The 25676-nt window shown below is 42.0% G+C and carries 21 protein-coding genes; 8 read left to right on the forward strand and 13 right to left on the reverse strand.

The window, feature by feature from the left end:
* Positions 1–3 precede the first annotated feature (3 nt).
* The 10 genes from GWK08_RS00120 to GWK08_RS00165 form a co-directional block, all read right to left on the reverse strand.
* Entirely contained in the window at positions 4–1203 is a 1200-nt protein-coding gene (locus GWK08_RS00120) for an efflux RND transporter periplasmic adaptor subunit (protein ID WP_163604870.1), read from the reverse strand.
* Between the two features lie 10 nt (positions 1204–1213).
* Positions 1214–5548, reverse strand: coding sequence for a CusA/CzcA family heavy metal efflux RND transporter (locus GWK08_RS00125; protein ID WP_163604871.1), 4335 nt, complete (start codon positions 5546–5548; stop codon positions 1214–1216).
* An 82-nt stretch (positions 5549–5630) separates the two neighbouring features.
* Complete coding sequence (locus GWK08_RS00130; protein ID WP_163604872.1) at positions 5631–5948, reverse strand: DUF6660 family protein; 318 nt, start codon at positions 5946–5948, stop codon at positions 5631–5633.
* A 111-nt stretch (positions 5949–6059) separates the two neighbouring features.
* Positions 6060–6779, reverse strand: a complete 720-nt coding sequence (locus GWK08_RS00135; protein WP_163604873.1) for a hypothetical protein — start codon at positions 6777–6779, stop codon at positions 6060–6062.
* Between the two features lie 403 nt (positions 6780–7182).
* Positions 7183–7884 carry a hypothetical protein gene (locus GWK08_RS00140; RefSeq protein ID WP_163604874.1) on the reverse strand — a complete coding sequence of 234 codons (702 nt, stop codon included), beginning with the start codon at positions 7882–7884 and terminating at the stop codon, positions 7183–7185.
* Positions 7881–8663, reverse strand: coding sequence for a sterol desaturase family protein (locus tag GWK08_RS00145; protein WP_163604875.1), 783 nt, complete (start codon positions 8661–8663; stop codon positions 7881–7883). The genes GWK08_RS00140 and GWK08_RS00145 overlap by 4 nt, the downstream gene beginning before the upstream one ends.
* A gap of 116 nt (positions 8664–8779) precedes the next feature.
* On the reverse strand, positions 8780–9544 hold the full coding sequence (locus GWK08_RS00150; protein WP_163604876.1) for a LytR/AlgR family response regulator transcription factor: 765 nt from the start codon (positions 9542–9544) through the stop codon (positions 8780–8782).
* Between the two features lie 2 nt (positions 9545–9546).
* The gene (locus tag GWK08_RS00155) at positions 9547–10554 is read right to left on the reverse strand and encodes a sensor histidine kinase (RefSeq protein WP_163604877.1); all 1008 of its coding nucleotides are present in this window, start codon (positions 10552–10554) and stop codon (positions 9547–9549) included.
* A 50-nt stretch (positions 10555–10604) separates the two neighbouring features.
* Positions 10605–11246: a hypothetical protein gene (locus GWK08_RS00160; RefSeq protein ID WP_163604878.1), complete on the reverse strand. Its 642-nt coding sequence runs from the start codon at positions 11244–11246 to the stop codon at positions 10605–10607.
* Between the two features lie 14 nt (positions 11247–11260).
* A complete protein-coding gene (locus GWK08_RS00165) occupies positions 11261–11830 on the reverse strand; it encodes a DUF6515 family protein (RefSeq protein ID WP_163604879.1) in 570 nt (189 codons plus the stop codon).
* 160 nt (positions 11831–11990) lie between these two features.
* On the opposite strand from GWK08_RS00165, the gene GWK08_RS00170 reads away from it, so the two are divergent.
* The 6 genes from GWK08_RS00170 to GWK08_RS00195 all read left to right on the forward strand — a co-directional run bounded on the left by GWK08_RS00170 (position 11991) and on the right by GWK08_RS00195 (position 16601).
* Positions 11991–12551 (forward strand): Crp/Fnr family transcriptional regulator, encoded by a 561-nt coding sequence (locus GWK08_RS00170; protein WP_163604880.1) that lies wholly within the window; start codon positions 11991–11993, stop codon positions 12549–12551.
* A gap of 96 nt (positions 12552–12647) precedes the next feature.
* Positions 12648–13172 carry a hypothetical protein gene (locus GWK08_RS00175; RefSeq protein ID WP_163604881.1) on the forward strand — a complete coding sequence of 175 codons (525 nt, stop codon included), beginning with the start codon at positions 12648–12650 and terminating at the stop codon, positions 13170–13172.
* A gap of 11 nt (positions 13173–13183) precedes the next feature.
* Entirely contained in the window at positions 13184–14068 is an 885-nt protein-coding gene (locus GWK08_RS00180; RefSeq protein ID WP_163604882.1) for a sterol desaturase family protein, read from the forward strand.
* Positions 14069–14079: 11 nt separating this feature from the next.
* The gene (locus GWK08_RS00185) at positions 14080–15282 is read left to right on the forward strand and encodes an aromatic ring-hydroxylating oxygenase subunit alpha (RefSeq protein WP_204335976.1); all 1203 of its coding nucleotides are present in this window, start codon (positions 14080–14082) and stop codon (positions 15280–15282) included.
* Positions 15279–16355, forward strand: a complete 1077-nt coding sequence (locus tag GWK08_RS00190) for a ferredoxin--NADP reductase (protein ID WP_163604883.1) — start codon at positions 15279–15281, stop codon at positions 16353–16355. Before GWK08_RS00185 ends, GWK08_RS00190 begins: the two co-directional genes overlap by 4 nt.
* Before the next feature lie 15 nt (positions 16356–16370).
* Positions 16371–16601 carry a hypothetical protein gene (locus tag GWK08_RS00195; RefSeq protein WP_163604884.1) on the forward strand — a complete coding sequence of 77 codons (231 nt, stop codon included), beginning with the start codon at positions 16371–16373 and terminating at the stop codon, positions 16599–16601.
* Here GWK08_RS00195 and GWK08_RS00200 read toward each other — a convergent pair.
* The 3 genes from GWK08_RS00200 to GWK08_RS00210 form a co-directional block, all read right to left on the reverse strand.
* Positions 16523–19975, reverse strand: a complete 3453-nt coding sequence (locus GWK08_RS00200; protein ID WP_163604885.1) for a thiamine pyrophosphate-dependent enzyme — start codon at positions 19973–19975, stop codon at positions 16523–16525. The genes GWK08_RS00195 and GWK08_RS00200 overlap by 79 nt on opposite strands.
* Before the next feature lie 174 nt (positions 19976–20149).
* Positions 20150–20701: an OsmC family protein gene (locus GWK08_RS00205; RefSeq protein ID WP_163604886.1), complete on the reverse strand. Its 552-nt coding sequence runs from the start codon at positions 20699–20701 to the stop codon at positions 20150–20152.
* 175 nt (positions 20702–20876) lie between these two features.
* Entirely contained in the window at positions 20877–22727 is a 1851-nt protein-coding gene (locus GWK08_RS00210) for a sigma 54-interacting transcriptional regulator (RefSeq protein ID WP_163604887.1), read from the reverse strand.
* A 142-nt stretch (positions 22728–22869) separates the two neighbouring features.
* Between GWK08_RS00210 and GWK08_RS00215 the strand changes: the two genes are divergently transcribed.
* Positions 22870–24906: an adenylate/guanylate cyclase domain-containing protein gene (locus GWK08_RS00215; RefSeq protein ID WP_163604888.1), complete on the forward strand. Its 2037-nt coding sequence runs from the start codon at positions 22870–22872 to the stop codon at positions 24904–24906.
* 144 nt (positions 24907–25050) lie between these two features.
* Complete coding sequence (locus GWK08_RS00220; protein ID WP_204335977.1) at positions 25051–25671, forward strand: hypothetical protein; 621 nt, start codon at positions 25051–25053, stop codon at positions 25669–25671.
* Positions 25672–25676 lie beyond the last annotated feature (5 nt).

Raw genomic sequence — 25676 nt, forward strand, 5'->3', positions numbered from 1 at the left:
GTATTAATGACTGTGTTCGGCATCTCCCTTTTTCATTTCCGCCATCAGATAGTATGCATTGTTATAAGCAAATTTCATTCCTTGCTTTGGAGGATCTACAAAGTTAACGCTTATCCATTTACCTTCCTGGGCACCTCTAATCACCTCTCTGGGTACAAAACTCCACTTATCTCCTTCCTTCTTTACGCTGAATGCATATAGTTTTCCGTTTTCCTCCACCAGAGCATCTTCAGGTAAGGCAATGTTCTCTTCCCCTGAAGTGGCTATTTTACCCTCAACATACATTCCGGGGATCAAACCTTCCTGTTTATTGGTGATCTCTGCATGAACATGTACTGCTTTGTTGGCCTCTTCAAAGGTTTTCCCTACCGATATTATTTTGGCGTTCAGTTCCATTCCCGGAACTGACTGAACCGAAAAACTCACGCTCTGCCCTTTCATTACCCGATGTACATCTTTTTCATATATCATAAGATCTGCATGGATATGATCGGTGTCAACAATCTCAAAAAGATCGGTTTGAGGCTCTACATATTGCCCTATCCTCACTTTCACTTTTTGTACAAAACCTTCTATAGGGCTGAAGATCGCTGCTCGCTGAAAAATCGTTCCCGCCTGTACTTTTGAAGGGTTTAAATTTATCAGCCTCAATTGTGCTTTTAATCCGTCGATCAATCCCCTGGATGCTTTATACTGCGCTTCTGCCTTCTGATAATTCATTCCGGAGCCCACGCCACCTTCAAACAGCTTTTTCTGCCTCCTGTACTCTTTTTCCAGAAAGATACCATTATTATACGCATTCAGGTAATCGGTTTGCAGTTTAATTATATCGGGATGAGAAATATACCCCAGTAATTGCTCTTTTTTTATTTCATCACCTTCAATTACCTCTATGGCAACCACATTTGCTCCCATGGAAGTTGTTACGGTAGCTTCGTTCTGCGGAGGTACTTCCAGTTGCCCGTTAGCTTCCACATAAAAGGTCATACTGCGTTTGGCCAGGGTATCAGCCTTGATATTCAAAGCCTCGAATTGCTGCGGGCTCAGAAGGGCTTCCTGGTTTGCATGAGCTTTCCCGGTTTTGTTTTCGGTATTTGCGACTACATTGGAACTCTCTTCTTTTTTCTCTGCCTTCGCCTTATCACAGGAATAAAATGTGATAGAGAAAAGAATGAATATAAATGTGCTATATATGGGTTTCATCTGATTTCTTTTAGATTTTAGGATTGTAAAATTGTAATTCGAACAAGGAAGCCGTATAACTGTTTAAAGCATCGATCGCATTTAACTCGGTTTGGACGGCATCCCGTAGTATCTGATTAAAAGTGGTGTAATTCACCGCACCTTCTCTATAAGCCAGTAAGGCGCCTTTTTGTTGTTCTCTCGATAAGGGCAAGGCTTCATTCTCATAGAACTGCCATGCCTTTTGCCACTTTAAATAACGTTGATATAACTGTTGGTATTCAGACCGGAATTGTATTCCGTTATACACTGCATTTTCCTTTGCTATATCTCTTTTCAGTTTGGCGGTTCGAGCTTTTCCTTTAACCGAACCCGAAAATAAAGGTACGGAAACCCCCAGTTGATAGGTGTACAAACTATTATTGCCGCTAACTCTTTGCAGCCCTCCCTGTAAATTAAGTTTTGGAAGAAGATTTGCCCTGGCAAGTTTATAATCGGCTTCTGCTTCGCTTATTTGCAACTGAGAAAGGGCCATGGCCGGATGATCTTCCGGTGCTATCGCATCTGAAGCTACCAAAGCTGCCGGATCAAGATTGTCTTCCACAGTATAAAACTCATCAGAAACCAACCAGGCATTGAGTTTCTGCAGGGCAATGATATAATCGCTGTTAGCCTGATCCAGACGGATCCTGTTCTTTATTACCTGGTTTTTTGCTGAAGAAAATTCCAGCCTTGAAATAGCTTCCGTCTCATAGTTGAGCTCAATAGCTCTTTCCAGTTTGAGATAAGTGGAATCCAGTTTCCGGTAAAGCAGGAGTTTTCGCTTTGCGCTAAATACGGCTATCCAGGCTTTCTTCACTTCTTTCTCCAGCTCCAGTCCGGAGAGTTCCAGGGCTTTTTCTGCCAGTCGTATCCGTTCTGCTTGCAATTTGAGTCTCGGGGAAACACTGAACACGGCAATATTTTGCTGTTGCAGGCCGATGGTCGTATAGACCTCATCGCCTCCTCCTATCTCCTCACCTCCGGTAAATATCCTTGTCTGCCCGAGGTCCCATGCCGATCTTTTTAGCGTCTTCTGCTGCTCAAGTTCCAGTTGCTTTGCTTTTAATAATGGGTAACTCTCTCTGGACAGCTCAACCATTTTTGACAGGCTTAATTTCGGAAGGCTATCCTGTTCCTGAGCCGTTGTTTTTAAAGGGAGTAATAAAAAGCATCCTGCTGCAGCGGTAACCACAGCTTTTTTATTTAGCTTAAAGCTGAAGTTACTTTGCTCTACCCATTTATACAGCATAGGCAAAATAAAAAGGGTTAGTAAAGTAGAAGTAATCAAACCACCTATAACTACTGTAGCCAGCGGACGCTGAACTTCTGCTCCGGCTGAAGCCGAAACGGCCATCGGAAGGAAGCCCAGGATATCGGTAAATGCCGTTAGCATAATAGGACGTATCCTTCTTTTGGTTCCCTGCATGATCCTTTCTTTCAGGTTGAGCTCCCCTTCTTCCTTTAATTCATTCAGGCCGCTGATCATAACCAGGCCATTGAGGACAGCAACCCCAAACAGCACTATAAACCCTACTCCTGCCGAGATGCTAAAGGGCATTCCTCTTAGCCAGAGGGCAAAAACCCCACCTATGGCCGCCAGGGGTATAGCCATATAGATCATCAGGGTTTGAGAAAACGACCGCAACGCAAAGAAGATCAGTATAAAGATCAGCACGAGGGCGATCGGAACTACCGTTTTTAACTTATTACCGGCCCGTTGCAGGTTTTCGAACGCCCCTCCGTACCTGATATAGTAACCGGGAGGAAGTTCTAACTGAGCATCCAGTTTCTCCTCTATTTCTTCCACCACGGATTTTACATCCCTTCCCCGGATATTGATCCCTACATAGGTTCTCCTGTTCGTATTATCCCGGCTTATCTGTATGGGCCCCGATTTATAACTGATATCTGCAAGCTCGCGCATAGGGATCTGTGCCCCGTTCGGAAGGTTAACAAAAAGGCTCCGGAGGTCATCTATATCGCTCCTGTAGTTCTTATCGAGACGAACGACCAGATCATAACGTTTCTCTCCTTCAAAGATCACTCCTGCTTTTCCTCCTGCAAATGCCGACTGGATAAGCATGTTTAAATTACTGATCTCCAAACCGTATTGTGCCAGTTTATTTCTGTCATAAGCCACGGTGATCTGTGGCAAACCCGCTAAGGCTTCCACCTTAAAGTCCGCAACCCCATCGACAGTAGAAATGATCTTTCCCATTTCCTCTGCTTTGGCAGCCAGGGTATCCAGATCTTCCCCAAAAAGCTTGACCGCTACATCTTCCCTCACACCGGTGAGCAATTCGTTAAACCTCATTTCTATAGGTTGGGTAAACTCATAATTTACTCCGGGAATAATACTTATGGTATTCTTCATCTTCTCAACCAATTCCTCTTTACTCCCAGCCGATGTCCATTCGGAAACCGGTTTGAGGATCACAAAAATGTCGGCAATGTCCATAGGCATAGGATCGGTAGGAACATCGGCAACACCAATACGGCTAACGACACTCTCTGCTTCCGGGAATTCGGCTTTTACCAGCTGCTCGATCTTTGTGGTGGTCTCTATGGTCTCGGAAAGTGAACTTCCCGGTTTTAAAATAGCATGGAAAGCCAGATCTCCTTCATCCAACTGAGGGATAAACTCTCCTCCCATCCTGCTAAAAGCAAAAGCTGCAATGGCCAGGATTGCAACGGTAGCACCCACTATCCACTTTGTTCTTTTAAGTGCTTTTTTCAGGGCTGACTCGTATTTGTTCTCTACCCAGCCGACAAAGCGGTCTCCCCAGCTATTCTTTTTATTTCTTGAAACTTTCAGGAATAAAGCCGATACCATCGGTACGTAAGTAAGACAAAGGATCATGGCGCCAAGCATGGCAAAAATAAAGGTGAGAGCCATAGGCTTGAACATCTTACCCTCTACCCCTTCCAAAGCCAGAATGGGCAGGAATACGATCAGGATGATCAACTGACCGAAAAATGCAGAGTTCATCATTTTTTTGGATGCAGTGGATGTAAGTTTGTCCCTTTCTCCGCGGGAGATCTCCGCATTCCTGTTCATTTTTGAATACAGAAGAAAGACCGTGCCTTCCACGATGATCACAGCGCCGTCTACAATGATCCCGAAATCGATAGCTCCGAGCGACATCAGATTGGCCCATACATCAAAGACATTCATCAGGATAAAGGCGAACAAAAGAGAAAGCGGAATGGTAGAAGCTACTATCAGGCCTCCTCTCCAGTTCCCCAACAGGAGTACAAGTACAAAAATAACGATCAGGCCTCCTTCCATTAGGTTTCCTTTTACTGTTCCTGTGGTACTGGCAATTAGCTGACTACGATCTAAAAAAGGTTTGATAACTATTCCTTCCGGCAGGGATTTCTGAATCTGCTCCATGCGCTCACTCACCTTTGCAATAACCGCATCGGAATTGGCGCCTTTAAGCATAAGGATCATACCTCCAACAGCTTCTCCCTTCCCGTCTTTGGTAAGTGCACCGTAGCGAACGGCAGTACCCGTTCCTACTTTGGCTATATCTTTTATTTTTACCGGAAGCCCGTTGATATTTTTAATCACTGTATTCTCAATATCTTCCAGGCTCCTCGCCAGACCTTCACTTCTTATAAAATTGGCCTGATGGTTTTTCTCAATATAGGCTCCACCCGTATTCTGATTGTTGTTCTCCAGGGCGGTAAAAACATCACTGATAGTGAGTCCCATGGTCTTTAACTGACCAGGGTTTACGGCAACCTCGTATTGTTTCATTCCCCCTCCAAAAGCATTTACTTCAACCACTCCGGGAACCATTGCCATTTGGCGGCGTATGATCCAGTCCTGAACAGATCGCAGATCGGTTATAGAGTATTTGCCTTTGTACTCTTCTGAAACTTCCAGGGTATACTGATAGATCTCTCCCAGTCCGGTAGAGATAGGTCCCATGGATGGCTCTCCGAAACCTTCGGGGATATCCGATCGGATCTCCGTAAGTTTTTCAGCTACAAGTTGTCTTGGCAGATAGGTCCCTACATCATCTTTAAAAACAATGGTAACCACAGACAGGCCGAAGCGTGAAATAGAGCGTATTTCCTGTACATCAGGCAGGTTGCTCATAGCGATCTCTACAGGATAGGTAACAAACTGTTCTATATCTTCTGTTCCCAGGTTAGGTGCTTGTGTAATTACCTGTACCTGGTTATTGGTAATATCGGGAACTGCATCTATGGGAACTTTGCCCACACTCCAGATGCCGGCCAGTATAAGTGCCAGTGTAAATAACCCGATAATAAATTTATTATTGATCGAGAAATCAATAAGCTTATTAATCATAGGAATAATTTTAATTCGGTTTAACAAACTGAAATATGACCGGCCAAAGAAAGTGCCGGTTCAGAAAACGTATATGACCGAATTAAAGGCGGGGAGGCTGAAAGAAAGAAGGTAAAAATTCTTTTCCGCCATTATCGAATTTCGAGATAATTACATTGGGAATAAGCGGATTGAAAATATCGTAAGTTTTTAAATCTGAAGTAACATGTGCGTGGCAGCAATGGCATTGACAAAAAGGAGAGCACAATTCTTCTGAATCTCCGTCATGATCATGATCATGATCTGCATCTGTCTGCGACACAAATTCTGTTGCATCCTTTTCGTTTTCCAACGCATCGGAACAGGGCATAAAATTCAGGCCCAGAAAATAAAAAGACAATATAACTGCCAGTATCTTCACCTTACAAAGGTAATTTATTTTTTGATGCAACAAGATTGCAAAACCCGCTTTGAATTGAATGATAAAAAAAAACACCCCCTTACGGAGGTGTCTTAAAAAAAGCATTTAACCCTAGATCCTCTGAATGGATCCGTCATTAAGGTTCAGCAAAAAGGAATCACCATTTTCAAAATCTATTCTGGCTTCATCTTCATTGAGGAAAGTAACTGTACCTCTGAAGGATGTGCTCTCATCCGTTTCGCTATAATCAACATCCAGGCTGAAATCAGATATCCCCGATGTGATGAAGTAGGTATCTTTGCTTACGTTAAGCTCATTAAAGTTTATGTTTAAAAGCACATCCAGGCTATCTTCAAAAACTTTGGAGAACCAATCGCCTTCTCTCTGATAATTCCCGTTAAAGAGTTCGCTGGGTGCACTCTCCTCTAGTCCCGTTACCACAAATCCGCCTTCTACATCCTGCCTGGAGGCAAAATAAAAAGCATCGATATCCTGAAGGGCAGTAAAATCGTAATTTACCTGTTCGGTATCCGTACATGTTCTTGAAAAAGTCTCGTCAAAAGTATATGTGTATTGAACGAAAGAGGACGAAAATGTATTTGTCCCGTTATTTTCTCCCTGCTCTCCACATTCCAGTTCCTGTGAGATCTCATTGCTAACATAATTAACAACCGAAGCAAGTCCGTAAGTGTTATACGCCAGAGAGGAAGCTATGATCTCTGCAGCTCTTTCTTCAGAAATAACCACCACAACCACTTCATCGTCGTTCGTATCACATGAAGTTGTTAATACACTTAAAATTGCTGTAAATAATAATCCTATTCTTTTCATTTGTCTTTAGTTTTAATTTTTTTTCATTTTGTTTAAGCACCCTCCCTGTTAATTTTGTTAAGCGGAAGGGTGCATCTGACTACCAATCAAATTAATTAAGTCTTTGTACTGTTCTATTCTGTTATTTCTGTTTTTTGAGCAGGACACACATGTTTATTTTGACATGAATTACTGCATACAGATCCGCTAATTTTTTCTTTGTTGCATTTGGTTTTTACTTTCATCTTTTTAAATTTTTAATTCTCTTCAAAAGTAGCTTCAATGCCACTGTTAATGGGAGAAAACAGAGTGAAACGTCCTTTTTTAAAAGTGAAACGCCTTCAGCTTTTACCATAAAAAAAGCCCCTCTGTTGAGGGGCCCAAAAACTCCAAGTCATAAACAAACCATCAATAAACACTTTTGTCAATATTTTTCTCTTCTTTCCCGTCTGTCATCCCTGCGTTCTCTCTTATCTTCTCTAAGTTCTCTTCTGTCTTCCTTGAGTTCTTCGCGGGTTTCTTTTACATCGGCTTCCATAGTAGCTATGAATTTTTTAATAAGCTCTTTATTCACATAGCGTATATCTATCTGATCGGCAGAGGCAAACGTTACTTTACTCATCTTTTCATAGAGTACTCTCTGATTCATCAACCTCAGCTCCAGTTCTTCCAGATCTGCAACATCATCTCTTCTGTCTCTCCTGTCATCCCGGGTATTGACCCTGTCGCGAACAATGTCTTTATTGTCATCAGAACTACCTGTATATTGTCTTCTGTTCCTTCTCTTTTCCCTTCTATCGGTCTTTACCTCTCTGGAACTCTGTGCCACTTCGGCTTTTGCCCGTGCAACCTTTACTTCGCCTTGTCCTATCTCCCTTTTCATACTGGCCAGCAGGATGTTTCTGTACTTTACTGCTGCTCCTAGGTCTTTAACCCCGACAGAGGTTTGCAGTGCCAGACTATTGGACTTAAATAATTCCAGTTCTTTTATATCTCTTTCGAGAACGTTTTCATTTATAGCGATCTGTTTTTTATCTGTTGCTATCTCTATATTATTCTGTGCTGCTCCGGAAAATCCGAAAACCAGAAGTATCAGGGTCTTAAAAATCAGTTGTATTTTTTTCATAATGCTTTTTTTGTCTTTTGTTTTGAAAATAATTGTTTGAAATAATCGATCATGGGTTTAAAAATGATCACCAGAGGATTATGTCCGATAAAGCCTGTTGTCACACCGTAATTCACCTTATCAGTTTCCGGTACATAGGTTTTGAAAATGCGATCCCAGAAAATCAGCATCCCCCCGTAATTTTTGTCCAGGTATTGCTTATTGGATGCGTGATGGACCCTGTGCGCTGAAGGCGTATTAAAGAACTTCCCTTCCAGGAATCCCAGCTTTCCGATAGCTTCGGTATGCAGCAGGAACTGATACAGCAAGCTTAAAGCCAGACAAAAAGTGATCAGGCCGGGTGAAAACCCAAGGATTACCATAGGGACATAGAAGAATACACTTGTAAATTTCCCTACCCAGTTCAATCTTCCGGCAGCGGTAAGGTTAAACCACATACTCGAATGATGGGTATGGTGTATGGTCCACAGGAAAGGGATCTCATGACTCAGACGATGGTACCAGTAATAAACCAGCTCTACTACCATAAAGGTGAGGAAAAAGGTAAAAAGGTTGATGGGGATATCAAATAATTTAATGGGTTCCACCAAGTTAAACAGGAATAAACCCCATGCCAGTGATAAAGGTTTGATCAGTTTACCAACCACAATTATTACAACATTGGATATAGAATCCTTAAAGTTGTAACTCCCTCGTTTTGTTAGCAGGGACCAGATGATCTCTACTGCGATAAGGGAAATAAAAATCAGAAAAAATATTTTACCATATGTTGTTTCCATAATAACTACTTATTAAAATTATACTTCAAAAGTAGTCCCGGAAACCCGGCTATAGGCAGAAAAGAAAGTGAAGCGTCTCAATTGCAGAGTGAAACAACCTCCTGCCGGTCTCAATTTTAGATGCTATTGATCCATTCCTTAAGCTGAGGGGCTTTTACCTTACTTATAACGATCTGCTCCTCGCTTTTCGGAATCGTATTTAAAATGAGTTTCCCGTTAAAGTAAAGCTGGACATTCTCTATGGCTTTACGCTGTACGATATACTGCCGGTTGGCACGGAAGAAGTTCCTCGGATCCAGTTCTTCTTCTATGTCCTCCAGTTTTTTATCGATCACATAGGAAGTATTTTGAAAACTGACCGCTTTTACCACCCCGGTATCTATGCAGAAATATGCAATTTCATCTACACTTACAGGAATAAGGGTATCCCGTTGCTGAACCAGGTAAGTGCTTTTATAATTTCTCTGTTGTGTATTTATAAAATTCAGAACGTTCTGCAACTGCTCATTTGCAGGAGTTAAAGACGATTGCCTCGATTTAAATTTATCGATACTTTCCTTTAGTTCTTCCTTGTCTATCGGTTTGAGCAGATAGTCAATACTGTTAACCTTAAATGCTTTAAGAGCGTATTCATCATAGGCCGTGGTAAAAATTATAGGTGTTTCAACCTTAGCTGTTTCAAATATCTCGAAGGAGATACCATCTGCCAGGTGAATATCCATAAACACCAGATCTGCTTCCGTTCCCCGATTAAAATAAGAGATGCTTCCGGCTACGGAATCGATAGTTGCCAGGATCTGGATATTTGGTTCCAGGTCTTTGAGCAGGTATATAAGGTTTTCTGCAGCTGCCTGTTCATCTTCTATAACAAGTACTTTCATATTCAGATCATCGGTAGTTTTACAATAAAATACTCAGAATTATTTTCTATTACGATCCCCCGCTTCAGCAGGAGGTTAAAACGCGCATTCAAATTACTCAATCCCGTTCTTGTGCTTGCTTCCGGATTCGTTCTTTGTTGTCTTTTATTTTTGACAACAATAAATTCGTCTTCTTCAAAAATACTGACTTTTAAAGGTCTTTTTTCAGAGATCTCATTGTGCTTCACCGCATTCTCCACCAGTAATTGAAGTGCCAGCGAAGGAAGTTCCCTGGTGTAATATTCTTCATCGATATCTATCTGAACTTCGAAACGGTTCCTGTATCGCTGTTTGATCAGGTAAATATAACTGTTGAGGAATTTTAATTCTTCCTTTATGCTAACCACATCGGTACTGCGGCTCTGTAGAATATACCGGTACAGAAAAGACAATTTGTTGATGAATTCACCGGCTGCCGCCTGGTCTTCCCTTACCAGTAAACTGAGGGAATTGAGGGAATTAAAAAGAAAATGCGGATTCACCTGGTTTTTTAGGGCTTCAAGCTTGTTTTCAAGACTTTGCTGCTTGAGCCGCTCCTTTTCGATCATGTCGTACTTTCTCTGATTATTTAATTCTATGGTCTTACTCACTATTAAAAGGAGGATCATAATAAAGAAATAGACGAAAAGGTTAAAACGGGGATTCATATCCGTAGAGTCTACCCCATTAATTATAAAATCGAATACCCTGAAAAATGTAAGCCAGAATATCAGCAACAGGATATTTAAAAATACAGCTTTCAGGATCCTGGCCTTTCCCGACCAGAACGTTTTCCAGTCTATATTCAGCTTAAGTACCAGGAAACTAAACCCGAATACGGAGAAAAGCCTGAAAACAGTGTCCTTAAGGGAAATGTCGAAAAGAGATGCAAAACCAATTTCGTCATTCCCGAATAAAAAGGCTATTCTCGGAATATTGACCAATAGGGAAATACTGATCGATACAATGATAATTAAACGTGTGTTTTTCATTGACGGGTATTAATAAAAGGCCTGCAAAAGCAGGCCCTTAAATTTAACTATTATTTGGACTTTCTGTTCTCTCTAACCTTCTTTTCTACTTCCTTTTGTATTTCCTTATAGGTTTTAAACTGATCGGCGGTTAGAAGCCTTTTCATTTCAGCGTCCTTGTTTTTGCGGATGGATTTAAATTCCTTGTATTTTCCGAAACGGGATTTTGAGCTGTTCTGTAAATTCCTCATCTGATCGGCGTATCTTTTGGAGATCTCAATAAACCTGGGTTTCTGAGCTTCCGAAAGGTTCAGTTTGCTGGTAAATTCTGCAAACTCCCCATTGCTGTTATCGATCAGGCTCTGTCTTTGCTTTTCCTGGAATTTTCTGTAAACTTCGTATTGAGTATCCGAAAGTACCGATTTCATTTCACCGTTCTTTGCTTCGCTGATCCTTCTGACCTCCTTGAGTTTTTCCTGGCGGGAAAGCTCTGAATTCCTGATAAATTTAAGCTGATCCGCATACTTCTTCGTGATATTCTCATAAGATATCTTCTGACTTTCCGAAAGCTTCAGATCCTGAAAATATTGCTCCAGTTGTACTTTTGCCTTTTCTTTTTGAGCTTCCGAAAGCTTCCTCTCCTGTGCCAGAGCTGTATTACTGCTCATTAAAACAGCACAGACAATCCCTAAAACTAATCTTATATTTTTCATATTCCTTTAAATTATTAATCTTCTAATTTTCCGGTTACTTTAAATGCTTTTCCCTCAGGGGTTGTCACTACCTTATACAGGATTCCGTTGTATTCGTAGAAGGTCTTACCATCTATCTCTACCTCTTCGGTATCTTCCGGAAGTGTATGGACCACAGCATCGGTAGGTGCTTCTACGGTTTCATACTCATCGGTACCTTGCACCTTAATATAATAACTTCCCTGATAATAATAATAAGCACGGGGGCCTACATAAATAAGCCTGTAACCAACGGGAAGTACCCTAACTCTCAAACCAATAGGAGCCGATACCACCACATATCTCCCGTTGTAATACCTGTAATATACACCCGCGCTGTAATGATATCTCAAGCCTCCGTAATTTACAACGACTGCTGTTCTGGGAACTGTACGAACCACTCTTACTGCAGGAGCAGGATTCCTGTAAACAACTTTGGCCCTTGGTGTTCTTACTACCGTTCTGTGAGGCGTTTTAACCACTACCCTTCTTTGAGCATTCATTTCATTTACAGCAAGGAAAATTGCCATAAAACTCAATAGTGTTGATATTCTTAATGTTTTCATTTTAATATTTTTAATATTCATAGGACAAATGTAGGTTTGAAAGAAAGGGAGAATGTTTTTAAGAAGGTGAAACCGCTAAAAGTGACAGTGAAACGACTTTTTAACAGGATGAAGTTCCGGTTCAACTTTATTTAATTAAATTGGCGGCAAACAAAAGCATTTGGATCCGTTTATAAATTACATAAAACTTTATATAGATCTCAGCCATGAAGCCGAAACGGAAATACAGCAACTGGCGCTTTACGAAGAAGTAGCTAAAGGGCATCAGTTACTGGAGGTTGGCAAAACCGCCAGACGCCTTTATTTTATAGTTAGCGGAACCATACGGACTTTTTTCTATCAGAAAGGAAAAGATGTTACCTATTGGATCTATCCCGAAAATTCAGTGATCACTTCCTGGCACAGTTATCTTTTAAAGAAGCCTTCGGCAGAATATATTGAGGTTATCGAAGATTCAATGCTCATATCGCTGAGCTATGACGAATGGCAGGATCTCTACTCAAAATATCCTGAACTGGAACGCTTCGGGCGCCTGCTTTTCCAGGAGCAGATTGCTTTACTCGACGATTTTTACAAGGGCTATTACTTTATGACGGCCAAAGAAAAATACGAATTACTGCTGCAGTTCTTCCCCGATATTACTTTAAGGGCAAACCTGGGTTATATTGCATCTATGCTTGGGATCTCACAGGAAACTTTAAGCCGGATACGAGGCAAATAACCAATCCGTTTTGCAGCCCGAATACACTTTTTGACCTATGTCAAAATTTGTGGTGTTTCAATTAGATAATTTTGACCAGAAATTAATTGAAGAGGTATGAAAAATTCTAAACTATTATTCATCAGTATTCTGATCATTGCGGTCCTGGCCGGAACTGCACATCTGTTTGCCGGAATAGAATCTACCGGGGATACGGAAACACCCGTTTTTGTTCCTTCTCCTGCCATCCAGGAAGAGGAAGAACAGGTACAACGACAACCGGAAACTCAACAACAGAAAACCAACTGGGAATTGTTGGAAGGTAAGTGGGAAGTAATGTATAAGAGTGATGATTTTACAGGCTCCATCGTTTACCGGATAAGTAAGGATAAGAATTCTATGAACGCTTACACCGTAAAATATATTGACGAGAACGGAGATTCTTTAAATTCCGAAAAGTTGGTTCTTATTGTAAAGTCCTTTTCCGGGAAGAGCGGTAAGGGTACTTACAAACTCGAATACGAGGGAAAGGCCTATGATATTCCATGTAAAGTCAAAATGACAGATCCCAACCATTTTGAGCTTAGCTACAGCTACTACGATTACAGCGATAAAGAAACCTGGACCAGGATAACCGAATAGAAAAGATTGTTATGATAGATTTTCTGATAAAAAAAATAGACTGGATAGATGTAGAATACTGGTTCTACCTGTTAAATGACCTGAGCTTTGTATACATCATCCTTCCGTTTTTCGTTGTGGAGTTGATCCGTTACGGATTTATAAAAAAACTCAATAAGGATGTAATTTTCGATTCCATTGCCAACGTCATAACCTTTGGGGCTTTTGTAATTATCGAATACATCCTGGGGATCCTGGCTATTACCAAAGTGTACTTCTGGATGCATTATAATTTTAGCCTTCCGCATCTTCCCCTGAATATGGTAACCATTATTTGTTGTGTGTTGCTTGCCGACTTTGCATATTACTGGGATCATCGTATGATGCACAGAATAGGACTTGGCTGGGCCACTCATACTGTTCATCACAGTTCGGAGCATTTTAATATGTCTGTGGCCTATCGTTTTGGTCCGATGGATGCCATCTTCCCTATCCTGTTTTCCCTGCCAATTGTTATGCTGGGCTTCGATCCTATCCTGGTCCTGCTTTCGGAAGTATTTGTACAGGTTTTTCAAACCCTTCTACATACCGAAATAATTGGTAAATTTCCAAAACCTATAGAATACATTTTTAATACACCCTCCCACCACCGGGTTCACCACGGGTCGAACAGGCAGTATTGGGATAAGAACTATGCGGGGATCCTGATCATATGGGACCGTATGCTGGGAACTTTTGAACCGGAAGTGGAAAAGGTAAAGTACGGGATCTCGGAGCCACTGAAATCCAATAACCCCATCAAGGTGTTTCTTCATGGAATCAGCAGGTTATTCCGGAAGATCAAAAGTGTAAAAGGGATAAAGAATAAAATGCTGGTTCTTGTCAAACCACCGGACTGGGAGCCAAAAGAATATTAATAAGATAGAATATGAGCGAGAAAAACAAGACCATGATGCATGAGCTCCCTGTAGAGGCCTATACCTCCCAGGAATGGCTGGACATGGAAATGAAGTATATTTTCAGCAAGACCTGGCAATTTGCGGGTTTTGTGGAAGATGTTGCAGAGCCGGGAGATTATATCAGCGTGCAGGCAGGCCTTAATAATATTTTTATTGTCAAGGGCAGGGATCACCGCTTAAGGGCCTTTCACAATATGTGTCGCCACAGAGGAACTCAGTTGTTAAGGGCTGTGGGGAAAGCAAAAAAAGCCATCAGTTGCCCGTATCACGACTGGACCTATGACCTGGAAGGAAAGCTGATCAGCATTCCGAAAAGAGAAGAGGAATTTCCTCAGCTAAAGGGAGAATTGCATAAATGCGGATTAAATCTGCATGAGGCTTCAGTAGATATTTTTAAGGGGATGCTTTTTGTTCATCCGGATAAGGATGCTCCTTCCATCATGGAATTTTTCGGAGAAGTTGAACCTTACCTGGGGCCTCATATTGTAGAAGATCTGGTAGAATATTCCGAAAATGATAATGAACCCTTCTATAGCAGGGAGATCAAGGCAAACTGGAAGATCGTTGTTGAAAATTATATAGATCATTATCACCTGGCACACCTGCATGAAGGAACCCTGAATATGTATGATCATGCCAGGGCCGAATTTGGCTGGGCCGGGCCTCATTACTGGTTTTATGAACCCCTGGTTCCGGATTATGCAAAAGATGTGAAGAATGCAGCTCCTTATCCTCTTATAGATTCTGTTCCCGAAGATAAGATCGGGGCTTATGTTCCCTGGTTGTTCCCCAATATCGGGATCACTGAGGGGGAAAGCAGCTGGAACAGCTTTCATGTAATTCCCCTGGCACCAGACAGGACACTGGTAAATATTCGAACCAAGGTGATGAATGTAAGTGAAAGGGAATTCACCAGGCAATACACAAAGTCGTCCATGCATAAGTTGTGGAGTCATTACGGGAATAAAGGAAAATACGAAGGAGATCCGGAAACAGATCCTATGGCCAGCGGAGATTTTATGGCAGAGGACGTTTACGCTTGTGAACAACAGCAGAAATCTCTTTATTCACCTAAGTTCCAGGTAGGTGCACAGGCACAGCGCGGAGAGTATGCCATCAGCAAATTTCAAAGCGTTATTAAGGAATGGATAGAAAAATATAAAGATCAATGAGCAAGTTCTATAAACTCCAGATAACAGATCTGAGAAAAGAAACGGCAGATTCCGTATCAGTAGCTTTCGATCTGCCTTACGAGCTTTACAATGAGTTTAATTATAAAGCAGGGCAATACCTGACTGTAAAATTCACTATCGGAGGAGAAGAAGTTCGAAGGTCCTATTCTCTTTGTAGCAGTCCGGTCATGGAAGAACCTTTGCGTATCGGAGTAAAAAAAGTAAAAGGAGGTTTGGTCTCCAATCATATCAATGACTCCTTAAAGGTTGGGGATACGGTAGAGGTAATGGTTCCGGAAGGGCGTTTTACAGCCGATATAAAAGAAGGGAATTACAAAACCTATTATCTGTTTTCCGCCGGAAGTGGTATTACTCCCATTCTTTCTATTCTTCGTACGGTATTGTTTAGAGAGCCAAGAAGCTATGTACATATGATCTACGGAAATTCCAATCAGGAATCCATCATGTTCCAAAATGAGCTGGAGCAACTTCAGGAACAATATTTTGATCGTTTTGTCCTGGTACATTCCTTAAGCCGGCCAAAGAGCAAATGGTCCGATCTGTGGAAAAGCAGCAAGGACAAACCTTATCTTAAGGGAAGGATCGATAAGAAAACAGTATCCCGTTTTATCGGTGAATACCCGCCTTATGCCCAGAATGCCGAATATTATATCTGTGGCCCGGGAACAATGATCCAAAATACAAAGGAAGCATTAAAGGATATGGATGTTCCGGGAGAACGCATTTTTACTGAAAGCTTCGGAGGGCAAACCGAAGGGGCAGATCAGGATGCCTGGGAAAATGCAACACTTATTGCGCATCTGGACGGGGAAAAAATTGAAGTAAATGTCCCCAAGGGGAAAACTCTTCTGAGAACACTGATATCCCAGGGAAAGAATCCGCCTTATTCTTGTGAGGGCGGCGTATGCTCTACCTGTATCTGTAAAGTAAAAAATGGAAAGGTACATATGAAAAACAACCTTGCCCTGACTGATGAGGAAGTGGCTGACGGCTATGCTTTAAGCTGCCAGAGCATTCCGTTAACGGAGAGCGTGGAAATCGTATATGAATAATAAAAGCATCCGGTTATGAAACTGTTTTATACACTTATTGCGTCGATAGTTGCCTATCTTTTTTTGAACTACCTCGGTTTGGGCAGTTGGGTCATCTGGGTCATACTCGTTGCCTTCTGGATACTTATCGACTATCTGTTTTATAAAAAGCCCTTTAGCTGGAAGGATTATATCGTTCTCGTTTTGCTGGTATCTGTAGTAGAGATCTCATCCTGGTATGGCTTCTTCGATTTTCTGTATTCCTGAGAGGCCTGAAGGAATTTATAGGTGTTATATCTTTTTCTTATCTGCTCCCGGTATTCAGATATATACCCTTTAAAACTTTTTGTATCCGCTGCGAAAAGCTTATCAAAACGTTTCTCCATCCGAAGGTAGGTCTCTATATCTATTTCGGGTTCTACAGAATCCAGTTGCAGAGGGCTTAAGCCTTTTTTTACTCTACGGGGATCATTTCTGTATAACAACCACTGGCCCGAATCTACAGCTGCTTTGTGATACTGCTGCGGATGTCTCATATCTATTCCGTGTGATGCACTGTGGCAATACGCAATGATCAGGGAAGGGCCGTCATAACTCTCCGCCTCTTTCAGTGCTTTTAAGGTTTGCTCCTGATCCGCTCCGATAGCCACAGAAGCTACATAAACATCTTCATAGGTCATTGCCAGCATTCCCAGGTCCTTTTTCTGTTTTTGCTTGCCGTTAACCGCAAATTTTGCACTGGCTCCGAGAGGTGTAGCCTTCGACATTTGTCCGCCGGTATTATCGTATACTTCATTATCCAGCACCAGGATATTGATGTTCTTTCCGGAAGCAATGGCATGATCCAGTCCGCCATAACCTATATCATAAGCCCATCCGTCTCCTCCAACGATCCATACACTTTGCTTTACCAAACTATCTGCAATAGTTATTAAACGCTGTGCGTCCGGGGAGTCATCATTTTTAAGTTGATCCTTAAGCACACTGATCTTATCTCTTTGTTCTGCGATCTCAGTTTCGTTTAGCTGCTCTGCCTTTAAAATTGCATTCACCAGATCTGAATCCAGTTTATGCTTTATTTTGATCAACAACTGACGTGCCTGTTCTTCCTGCTGATCCAGGGATAACCTGAATCCAAGGCCAAATTCAGCATTGTCTTCAAAAAGGGAATTAGACCAGGCAGGGCCTCTCCCCTTCTCATCCTTGGACCAGGGAGTGGTTGGCAGGGAACCACCAAAAATAGAGCTGGCACCCGTGGCATTTGCCACCAGCATCCTGTCTCCAAACAATTGAGATAAAAGTTTTAAATAGGGAGCTTCTCCGCAGGCATCTATACCGGGAGAGTATTTAAAGAGCGGTTGCTGTAATTGCTGCTGACTTACTTTTCCGGTATCGAGCTTCTTCCTGTCGAATTCGGGAATACGTTCAAAGTACTTCCAGTTTTGCTTCTCTGTTTCGAGAACCGAATCCCTATTGGTCATTTTTAAAGCTCCGGAAGGACAGGCATCTATACAATTGTTACAGGAAGTACACTGATCGGGATTGATCTGGATCGTATAATTCATCGGATCCCATTCAACTGCCTTTATCGATTTTAATGCAGGAGGGGTAGCATTCATTTTATCATCATCATACACCTTAATACGCAGGACTGCCTGCGGACAGGCCATACTGCAGGCTCCGCACTGTGTACAAAGATCAGGCTTCCATTCAGGCAATTCAGCCTTAGCTTCAATACTGTTAAAAACGGAAGTATCGGTGGGATAGGTCCCATCCACCGGAAAAACACTCAGCGGAAGTTCATCTCTCTTCCCGTTAAGCAGTTTTCCCAGAAGAGTTCCGGAGAAAAGTGCATCCTGATCGACAGTTTTTCCAATGATTGAAGTATCTACTCGTTGGAACAATTCTTCAATTCCCGGATCAGTTCCGTTTTTTATTGCTAAAAAGCACTTTTGGAGCCCTGAGATCTTTGCGTCTTCATTAAAATCAGAAATATCGAGAGTGTATAAAACGACTTCTTTTTTCTGTATTTGCTTCTGTTCGCTAACTGAAAGAGCTTCCCAGAATTCTTCAGGCTTAAGAGAAGTATTTATTAAAAGTGTTCCTCCTGTTTTTATTTTGTCGAGTACGTTATCATTTTTCAGGAAAGAAAGCCCGTCACAGGCTATAAAATCGGCTTCCCCGATCAGATAAGGTGCTTTTATGGGTTGTGTATCCAAACGCAAATGGGAAACCCTTCGCGAGCTGGATTTTTTATAATCACATTCAGAATATGCCTGAACATAGTGGCCGGTCTCCTCAGCAATATGCCGGACAAGTTCGTTAAAGCTGTTTATCGCCTTTTCCGATTTTTTTTCATAGAACACCGCCTGATAAGCAGATGTTTTTAAATGTGATCCTTTCTGATAATCCAGGCTCAAATGGGTAATATCGTCATTGATGCCTATGGTAAAATTATTTTTGGGGATGTCTTGTTTTAAATTTTCAAATACGGCCTTTATCATAGGCGGATCCAATTCTTTTGAAGACAGACCATACCGGCCTCCTGTTATTTTGGGAAACTGAATGAATTTCCGGCTGTTTACTTCTTCCATCAAAGAACTAACCACATCGAGATATAAAGGTTCTCCAGCAGATCCGGGCTCCTTGGTCCTATCCAGTACAGCTATAGCCTTACAGCTTTTCGGAATTGCATTTATCAGATGCTTTGTGCTAAACGGGCGAAATAACCTCACTTTTACAAGGCCTGTTTTTTCTCCCTGTGCATTGAGGTAATTAACCGTTTCTTCTATGGTCTCCGTAGAAGAAGCCATAGAAATGATGATCCTTTCCGCTTCCGGATGGCCAACATAATCAAAAAGACGATATTGCCTTCCTGTCAGGCTGGCAAATGCGTCCATTTGTTTTTGTACTATATCAGGGCACGCCTGATAAAAAGGGTTGATCGCTTCCCGGCTTTGAAAAAACACATCCGAAGCCTGGGCAGTTCCACGGATAACCGGGCTATTGGGATTTAAAGCTCTTTGACGATGCTTTTTGATCAGCTCCTCATTCATCATTTCGCGGATGGTTTCATCAGTAACCATTTCTATCGTATTGCATTCATGGGATGTCCTGAATCCGTCAAAAAAATGAACAAAAGGGATACGGGATTCCAAAGTCGCTGCCTGAGCGATCAGTGAAAAATCCATGGCCTCTTGCACGGAAGCAGCTCCGAGAAAAGCATAACCCGTATTTCTTACGGCCATAATATCGCTGTGGTCTCCAAAGACAGATAAAGCGTGTGTAGCCACCGTTCGCGTAGCCACATGAATAACATTGGGCGTCAGTTCGCCGGCAATCTTATACATATTCGGCATCATTAAAAGCAAGCCCTGTGAGGCGGTAAATGTTGCCGACAAGGAACCTTTTTGCAGGGCTCCGTGCATAGCTCCTGCCACTCCTCCTTCCGATTGCATTTCAAATGTCTGAGGGATATCACCGAAAATATTTTTTTGTTCCCCGGCGCTCCATTCTTCCACCAGTTCGGACATTCCTGAGGCGGGAGTAATAGGGTAAATGGCAAATAACTCATTCGTTTTGTACGCAATATGAGCTGCTGCCTGATTTCCGTTTAATACGATATGTTTTTGCGTTTTCATTTTTTAGAAGAAGGTGATGAGGATGAATAAGGAATGAAAAAAGACGCCTGATCATTAAAGTCTATGATGTGAAGTAGTTGTCACATCGAGCGCAGTCGAGATGTATTTAAAAAATTAAGAACCAAAAGTTCTCGACTGCGCTCGAACTGACATTTATCAGGCGTCTTTTTCTTTTTACTTTACGATTTCGATAGAAACCGGGGTCGGGTTTGTAAGCATATCGAATACCGGAGAGAATTTTGCAAGGTTTTCCAATTGCTCAGTAGTGGCATCGGATTTTACTTTTAGTCTCACCTTTATTCCTTCGAAACCTTTTCTGATATCTGCATCCAATCCAAGGAAACCGTGCAAGTCAACACCACCTTCCAAAGAAGATTCTGCGCTTTCAATATCAATTCCGTTTGCCGATGCGTGATAAACCATTGCTCCGGTTAAACAGGAACCTAAGGCGTGAAGTACGATTTCGGCAGGAGTTGGTGCCAGATCTTCTCCTAAAAGAACCTGAGGGTGATCTGCTTCCATAGTAAAGGTTTCTTTTCTTGTGGTATCTTCAGCCCCTACTCCATAAAAGCTTTTGGCACTGGTTACACAATGTCCACCGTCAATCCAGTTATTTTTAGTTCTGAATTCGAACTTTGCAAGAGAAGGATCTTTTTGAACCGCTCCGATAGTTTCTACTAACTGGTCTACGTTTACTCCATTTTTAATGTTTGCTTCTGTAATCATTTTAATTATTTTTTTAGTTAAACATTTGTTTGATGCCTAACTATCTGCATCTGACATGCCAAAAACATTAAAATACTGATTATCAGATATTTAAATCAAAAATAAGAATAGGAACGGTTAACGATATTTCGTGATTTAACGATATTTCGTGAATATTTTAACGGGATTTCGTGAATTATACCGGCCTGCTGATACCCAGAGCCTTGATCCGTGAAGCAAGGGTAGTAGGAGGTAATTTAAGCAGGGCCGCAGCTCCGTTCTTACCGGATACTTTCCAATTGGTCATCTTAAGAGCCTTAAGGATATTTTCCTTTTCCAGTTCTATAAGTTCTTCGGAAGTCAGGATGCGTTCAGGATCCTGTTTTGTGTCATTTGTTTTGCCTGCAGATGCATGCGGAACAATATCTGTCCAGTTTACTTTTCCGTTACGGGATACGATCACGGCCCGTTCTACCAGGTTCTGAAGTTCCCTTACATTTCCGGGCCAGTTATAAGACAAAAAGAGGGCCTTGTCTGCTTCGGAAAGATCTAAGGGTTTTTTATTGAGTTTGGTAGAAAACTGATCTATCATCTCCCGGGCAATCAGGCAAACATCATTTCCCCTCTCCCGGAGAGCTGGGATCTTAACCGGAAAAACATTCAAACGGTAATAAAGATCTTCCCTGAATTTCCCTTCCCTGGAAGATGAAAGTAGGTCCCGATGTGTAGCAGCAATGATCCTGACATCAACCTTTATGGTTTCTGAGCTGCCTACAGGATCGAATTCTCCTTCCTGGATCACCCTGAGTAATTTGGGTTGAAGTTCCAGCGGGAGTTCCCCTATTTCATCCAGAAAGATGGTTCCGCCATCCGCCAGAAGAAACCGCCCCTTCCTGCTGGAAACTGCTCCGGTAAAGGCGCCTTTCTCATGCCCGAACAATTCACTTTCTATAAGATTGGCGGGGATGGCTCCGCAATTGATCCGTATCAATGCTTTGTCATTTCTTTTACTCATCCTGTGAATAGCCCTGGCTACCAGCTCCTTTCCGGTACCTGTCTCTCCATTGATAAGCGTAGTAGCATCTGTTCCTGCTACCTGCTCTACAGCATTCAAAACTGCTTTCATAGCCGGATCTCCGGTAACGATCCCGTAATTACTGGTAAGTTCTTTGATCTCTTCTTCCAGGTAAGCTGCCTGGGTAGTAAGCAGATTTATCTTGTCTTCCGCAATTAAGCGGTCTTCTATATTTCTCAGGATAAGAGTATAAAAATGCTCTTTCTCATTTCCGTACATGCTGATCGTTCCCTCGTTCAGGACTTCCTTTCCTGCAGAGCCTATCACCCTGACCACCTGCGGCAGGTAATTATTTATTTTCTCTTTTTCATCTTCTGCTTCCGAACCTACCAGCTTTTCCAGCATCTCCGCTCCGGCATCATCCAGAAAGAAAAGGATATTCCTCCCGTGCACATCTTCATTCTCCAGGAGCAAATTGGCGGACGGATTAGTGAGTATGATCTTAAAACTGCTATCGAACATGATTATGGCATCCATCGCTCCGTTGATCAGGCCGCTCATTTTAGAATTTGCCAGTTGTAATGCTTCCCTGGAACTGGCAAGGTTTTCCTGAATGCTGTCTAATTCCCTGTGCCGCTTTATCATTACCGCCAGTATTCCCTGGGCAAAACCACTGTCGTTTAACATCAGGTCTACAAAATGCTGACGTTCTATCCTCAGTAATGTGGTTTCTTCGACTGCAGTAACAGATGCAGAACGTTCCTTATTATCGATAAGCGCATACTCTCCGAAACACTCTCCTTCCGACATATGTCCGTAAACGTGGGAATTCTCATGAACCCTGACCTTTCCGCCAAGGATCACGAACATAGCATCTCCCGGATCGCCCTTCTCAAATATTGATTCTTTCTTTCTAAAAACGGTAGTGTCGAGTTTTTCACACAGATGCTCCAAAGATGTTTTGGAAACTTCCGAAAAGAACGGGATCTGAGAGAGAAAAACGGCAGTTTGTTTTATTTCGGTTCCCTGCATAATTTGAACTATTCTTTCGTGTGAAAAGGATAAACTTACTAATAAACACGCATTTCCCTCATAATTAAACAATTAGCAAATGCGTCGATTATTTACAATAATTATCCTAAATTAGTAAAACTTTACCTTAAATTCTCGTTTAATGTCACAAAATAGGCAACTTTCAGCTATTATGTTTACTGATATTGAGGGTTATACAGCCTTGATGCAGCATGACGAGAAAAATGCGATCTCGCTAAGAAATAAGCACCGGGAGATCTTCGAAAATACTACTGAAAAATACAATGGAAAGATCATTCAGTATTTCGGAGACGGGACCCTGAGTGTCTTTAAAAGTTCTGTGGAAGCCGTGAACTGCGCTATTGAAATGCAGCGGGCTTTTCTTCAGGAACCTGAAATACCCGTAAGGATAGGAATGCATGTTGGGGATATTGTTTATTCTGAAGACGATATTATAGGAGATGCGGTGAATATCGCTTCCCGTATAGAGTCCTGCGCAGTCTCCGGCAGTATCCTGATCTCCGATAAGGTTCATGACCAGATCCGGAGCCACAGAGATATAATATCTAAATTCCTCGACGTTTACGAATTGAAGAATGTAGGAGAAGCAATGCCCATTTTTGCTATTGCCAATGAGGGCCTGGTTGTTCCCGATCCAAAGGACATCAAAGGAAAGCTACAGGAGAAGAGCTCACCTGAAGAAGGCCTGGGTAAAAGAAAGAAAATGGTGGCTGTTATTGGGGTTATCCTTTTTTTTATCGGCCTCGCCGTAGTTTATTCCCTCTATTTTTCGAAAGAAAAAGATAAAACGCTTGATTATTCCATAGCGGTACTTCCTTTCGATAATATGAGTACAGACAAGGATTTCAGCATTTTTACCGATGGTATTACCGAGGATATCCTCACTAATCTCTCCAAATTAAAGAATCTTCATGTAATATCGAGAACATCGGTAATGCAATATAAGGGCACGACAAAGACCATTCCCGAAATAGCCAAAGAACTAGGGGTAGCTTATATTCTGGAGGGAAGCATCAGGAAATACGGAGATGAGATAAGGGTAACCGCTCAGTTAATAGAAGCTGAAAGTGACGAACATATCTGGGCTGAAAATTACGATAAGACCCTAACCGATATTTTTGCCATTCAGACAGAGGTTTCCAAGGAGATCGTTCAGGCCCTCCACATAAATATAAGTTCCGATGAGCAGGAAAGCCTTGCCAGTATCCCTACCAATAATCTGGAGGCCTATCAGTTCTTTTTAAGAGGCAGACGGGAAGCCGATAAGAGAAATAAAGAGAGTATTAAAAAAAGTATAGAATTCTATCAGAAAGCAATAGATATCGATCCGAAATATGCGGAAGCCTATGCCGAGATCGCGAATTCTATCTATCTGGAAACTTATTATGCCGGCAGGGACCCAAATGAAGCTTCACGCCTGGCCAATCAGTACCTGGATAAAGCGGAAGCCATCAACAATAAAATATCGAGGATCTATTCGGTGCGGGGGCTTATCTACAATATTGAAGGGAAACATGACCTGGCCAACCTCGCCTTTGAAAAAGCGATAAAGCTATCACCAAACGACCTAACCGCAAGGCATCAATATGCCACTTTTTTCTACTATACGAAGCAGTCGGAAAAACAACTGGAACAAGCGGAGATTGCCTATCGTCTGGATCCATTGTCCTTTGCCACCGCCAACAGTTATTTTACAGCCCTTATTGCCAACTTTAAATACGATGAGGCTGAAAAGCTGATGAAAACCATAGAAGAAAACAGCAGCGACAACAACAAATTTGTCATCAACAGGTCCTACTTCCGTTTATACATGGATCAAAAAGATTATAAAAGTGCTATCGAGCCCTTAAAAAAAATGGTGGGCGAACAATCCGCTTATAATCGATTTTTGGCCTACTGTTACGGCACGATCGGAGATACTGAAAAAGTATATGCCCTTATCGATTCGATCAAAAGTAATTCCGAAGCGGAGGAGCGTAATCATCAGTTAGCAGTTGCCTTTGCCGGGATTAAAGAAACAGACAGTGTTCTTTATTATCTGGACACGATCCGTAACAATCAATCGAGAAGGTTAAGACGGGAACGCAACGATTTTTTTGATTTCCTGAAAGGAGATCCCCGTTTTGAGCAATTACTAAAGGCCCATGGCATTGAATAACAGCAATAAAAAATTGACAGTGAGTATCTTATCGCAAGCTTGATTTTCTTTCCTTCTACTCCCTTTATTTTTTGTAATTTTAATTGATCCGTTTTCTCGGTTGAAGATGATCCTGCGGATATGAATTAACCAGATCTGAAAGATATGAACACAAAAACAGGAAATACGATTGTTATTTGTTTTTTAATGCTCTTTGCGCTGGTATTCAGCCGCCCTTCTACTGGTTATTCCAAAAGGGTCTATGACATTCCCCTGGTAAAGAATGAAGATAAAAAGGAGAAGTCCCTGCGGGCCTTTCAAACGATCCTTGAGGTTTTAAAAGATCCGCGGTGTATCAATTGTCACCCTACCGGCGATCGTCCGAGACAGGGAGATGATCAGCATTTACATCTTTTTAATGTCAGCAGAGGCGAATCAAATAATGGCGGGCCGGTACAAAAGTGCAACACCTGCCATCACAAGGAGAATAATAATTATTCCAATGTCCCGGGAGCACCTCACTGGAGCCTGGCTCCAAAAAGCATGGGATGGTTCGGACTGACGGATGAAGAGATCGCAAAGCGATTGACAGATCCGGAACAGAACGGTGGAAGAAGCCCTGAAGACCTGGTGCATCATATGAAACACGATTCCCTTGTATTATGGGGATGGGATCCCGGTAAGGGACGCACACCTGTAAAAGTTTCCTTTAATGAATTTGAAAAGGCACTGGACGAGTGGCTGGAAAATGGCGCCCATATCCCAACGGAAAAGGCTGATAATTAAACTGA

The sequence above is a fragment of the Leptobacterium flavescens genome (genome assembly GCF_010671605.1).
GTDB classification, from domain to species: Bacteria; Bacteroidota; Bacteroidia; order Flavobacteriales; family Flavobacteriaceae; genus Leptobacterium; species Leptobacterium flavescens.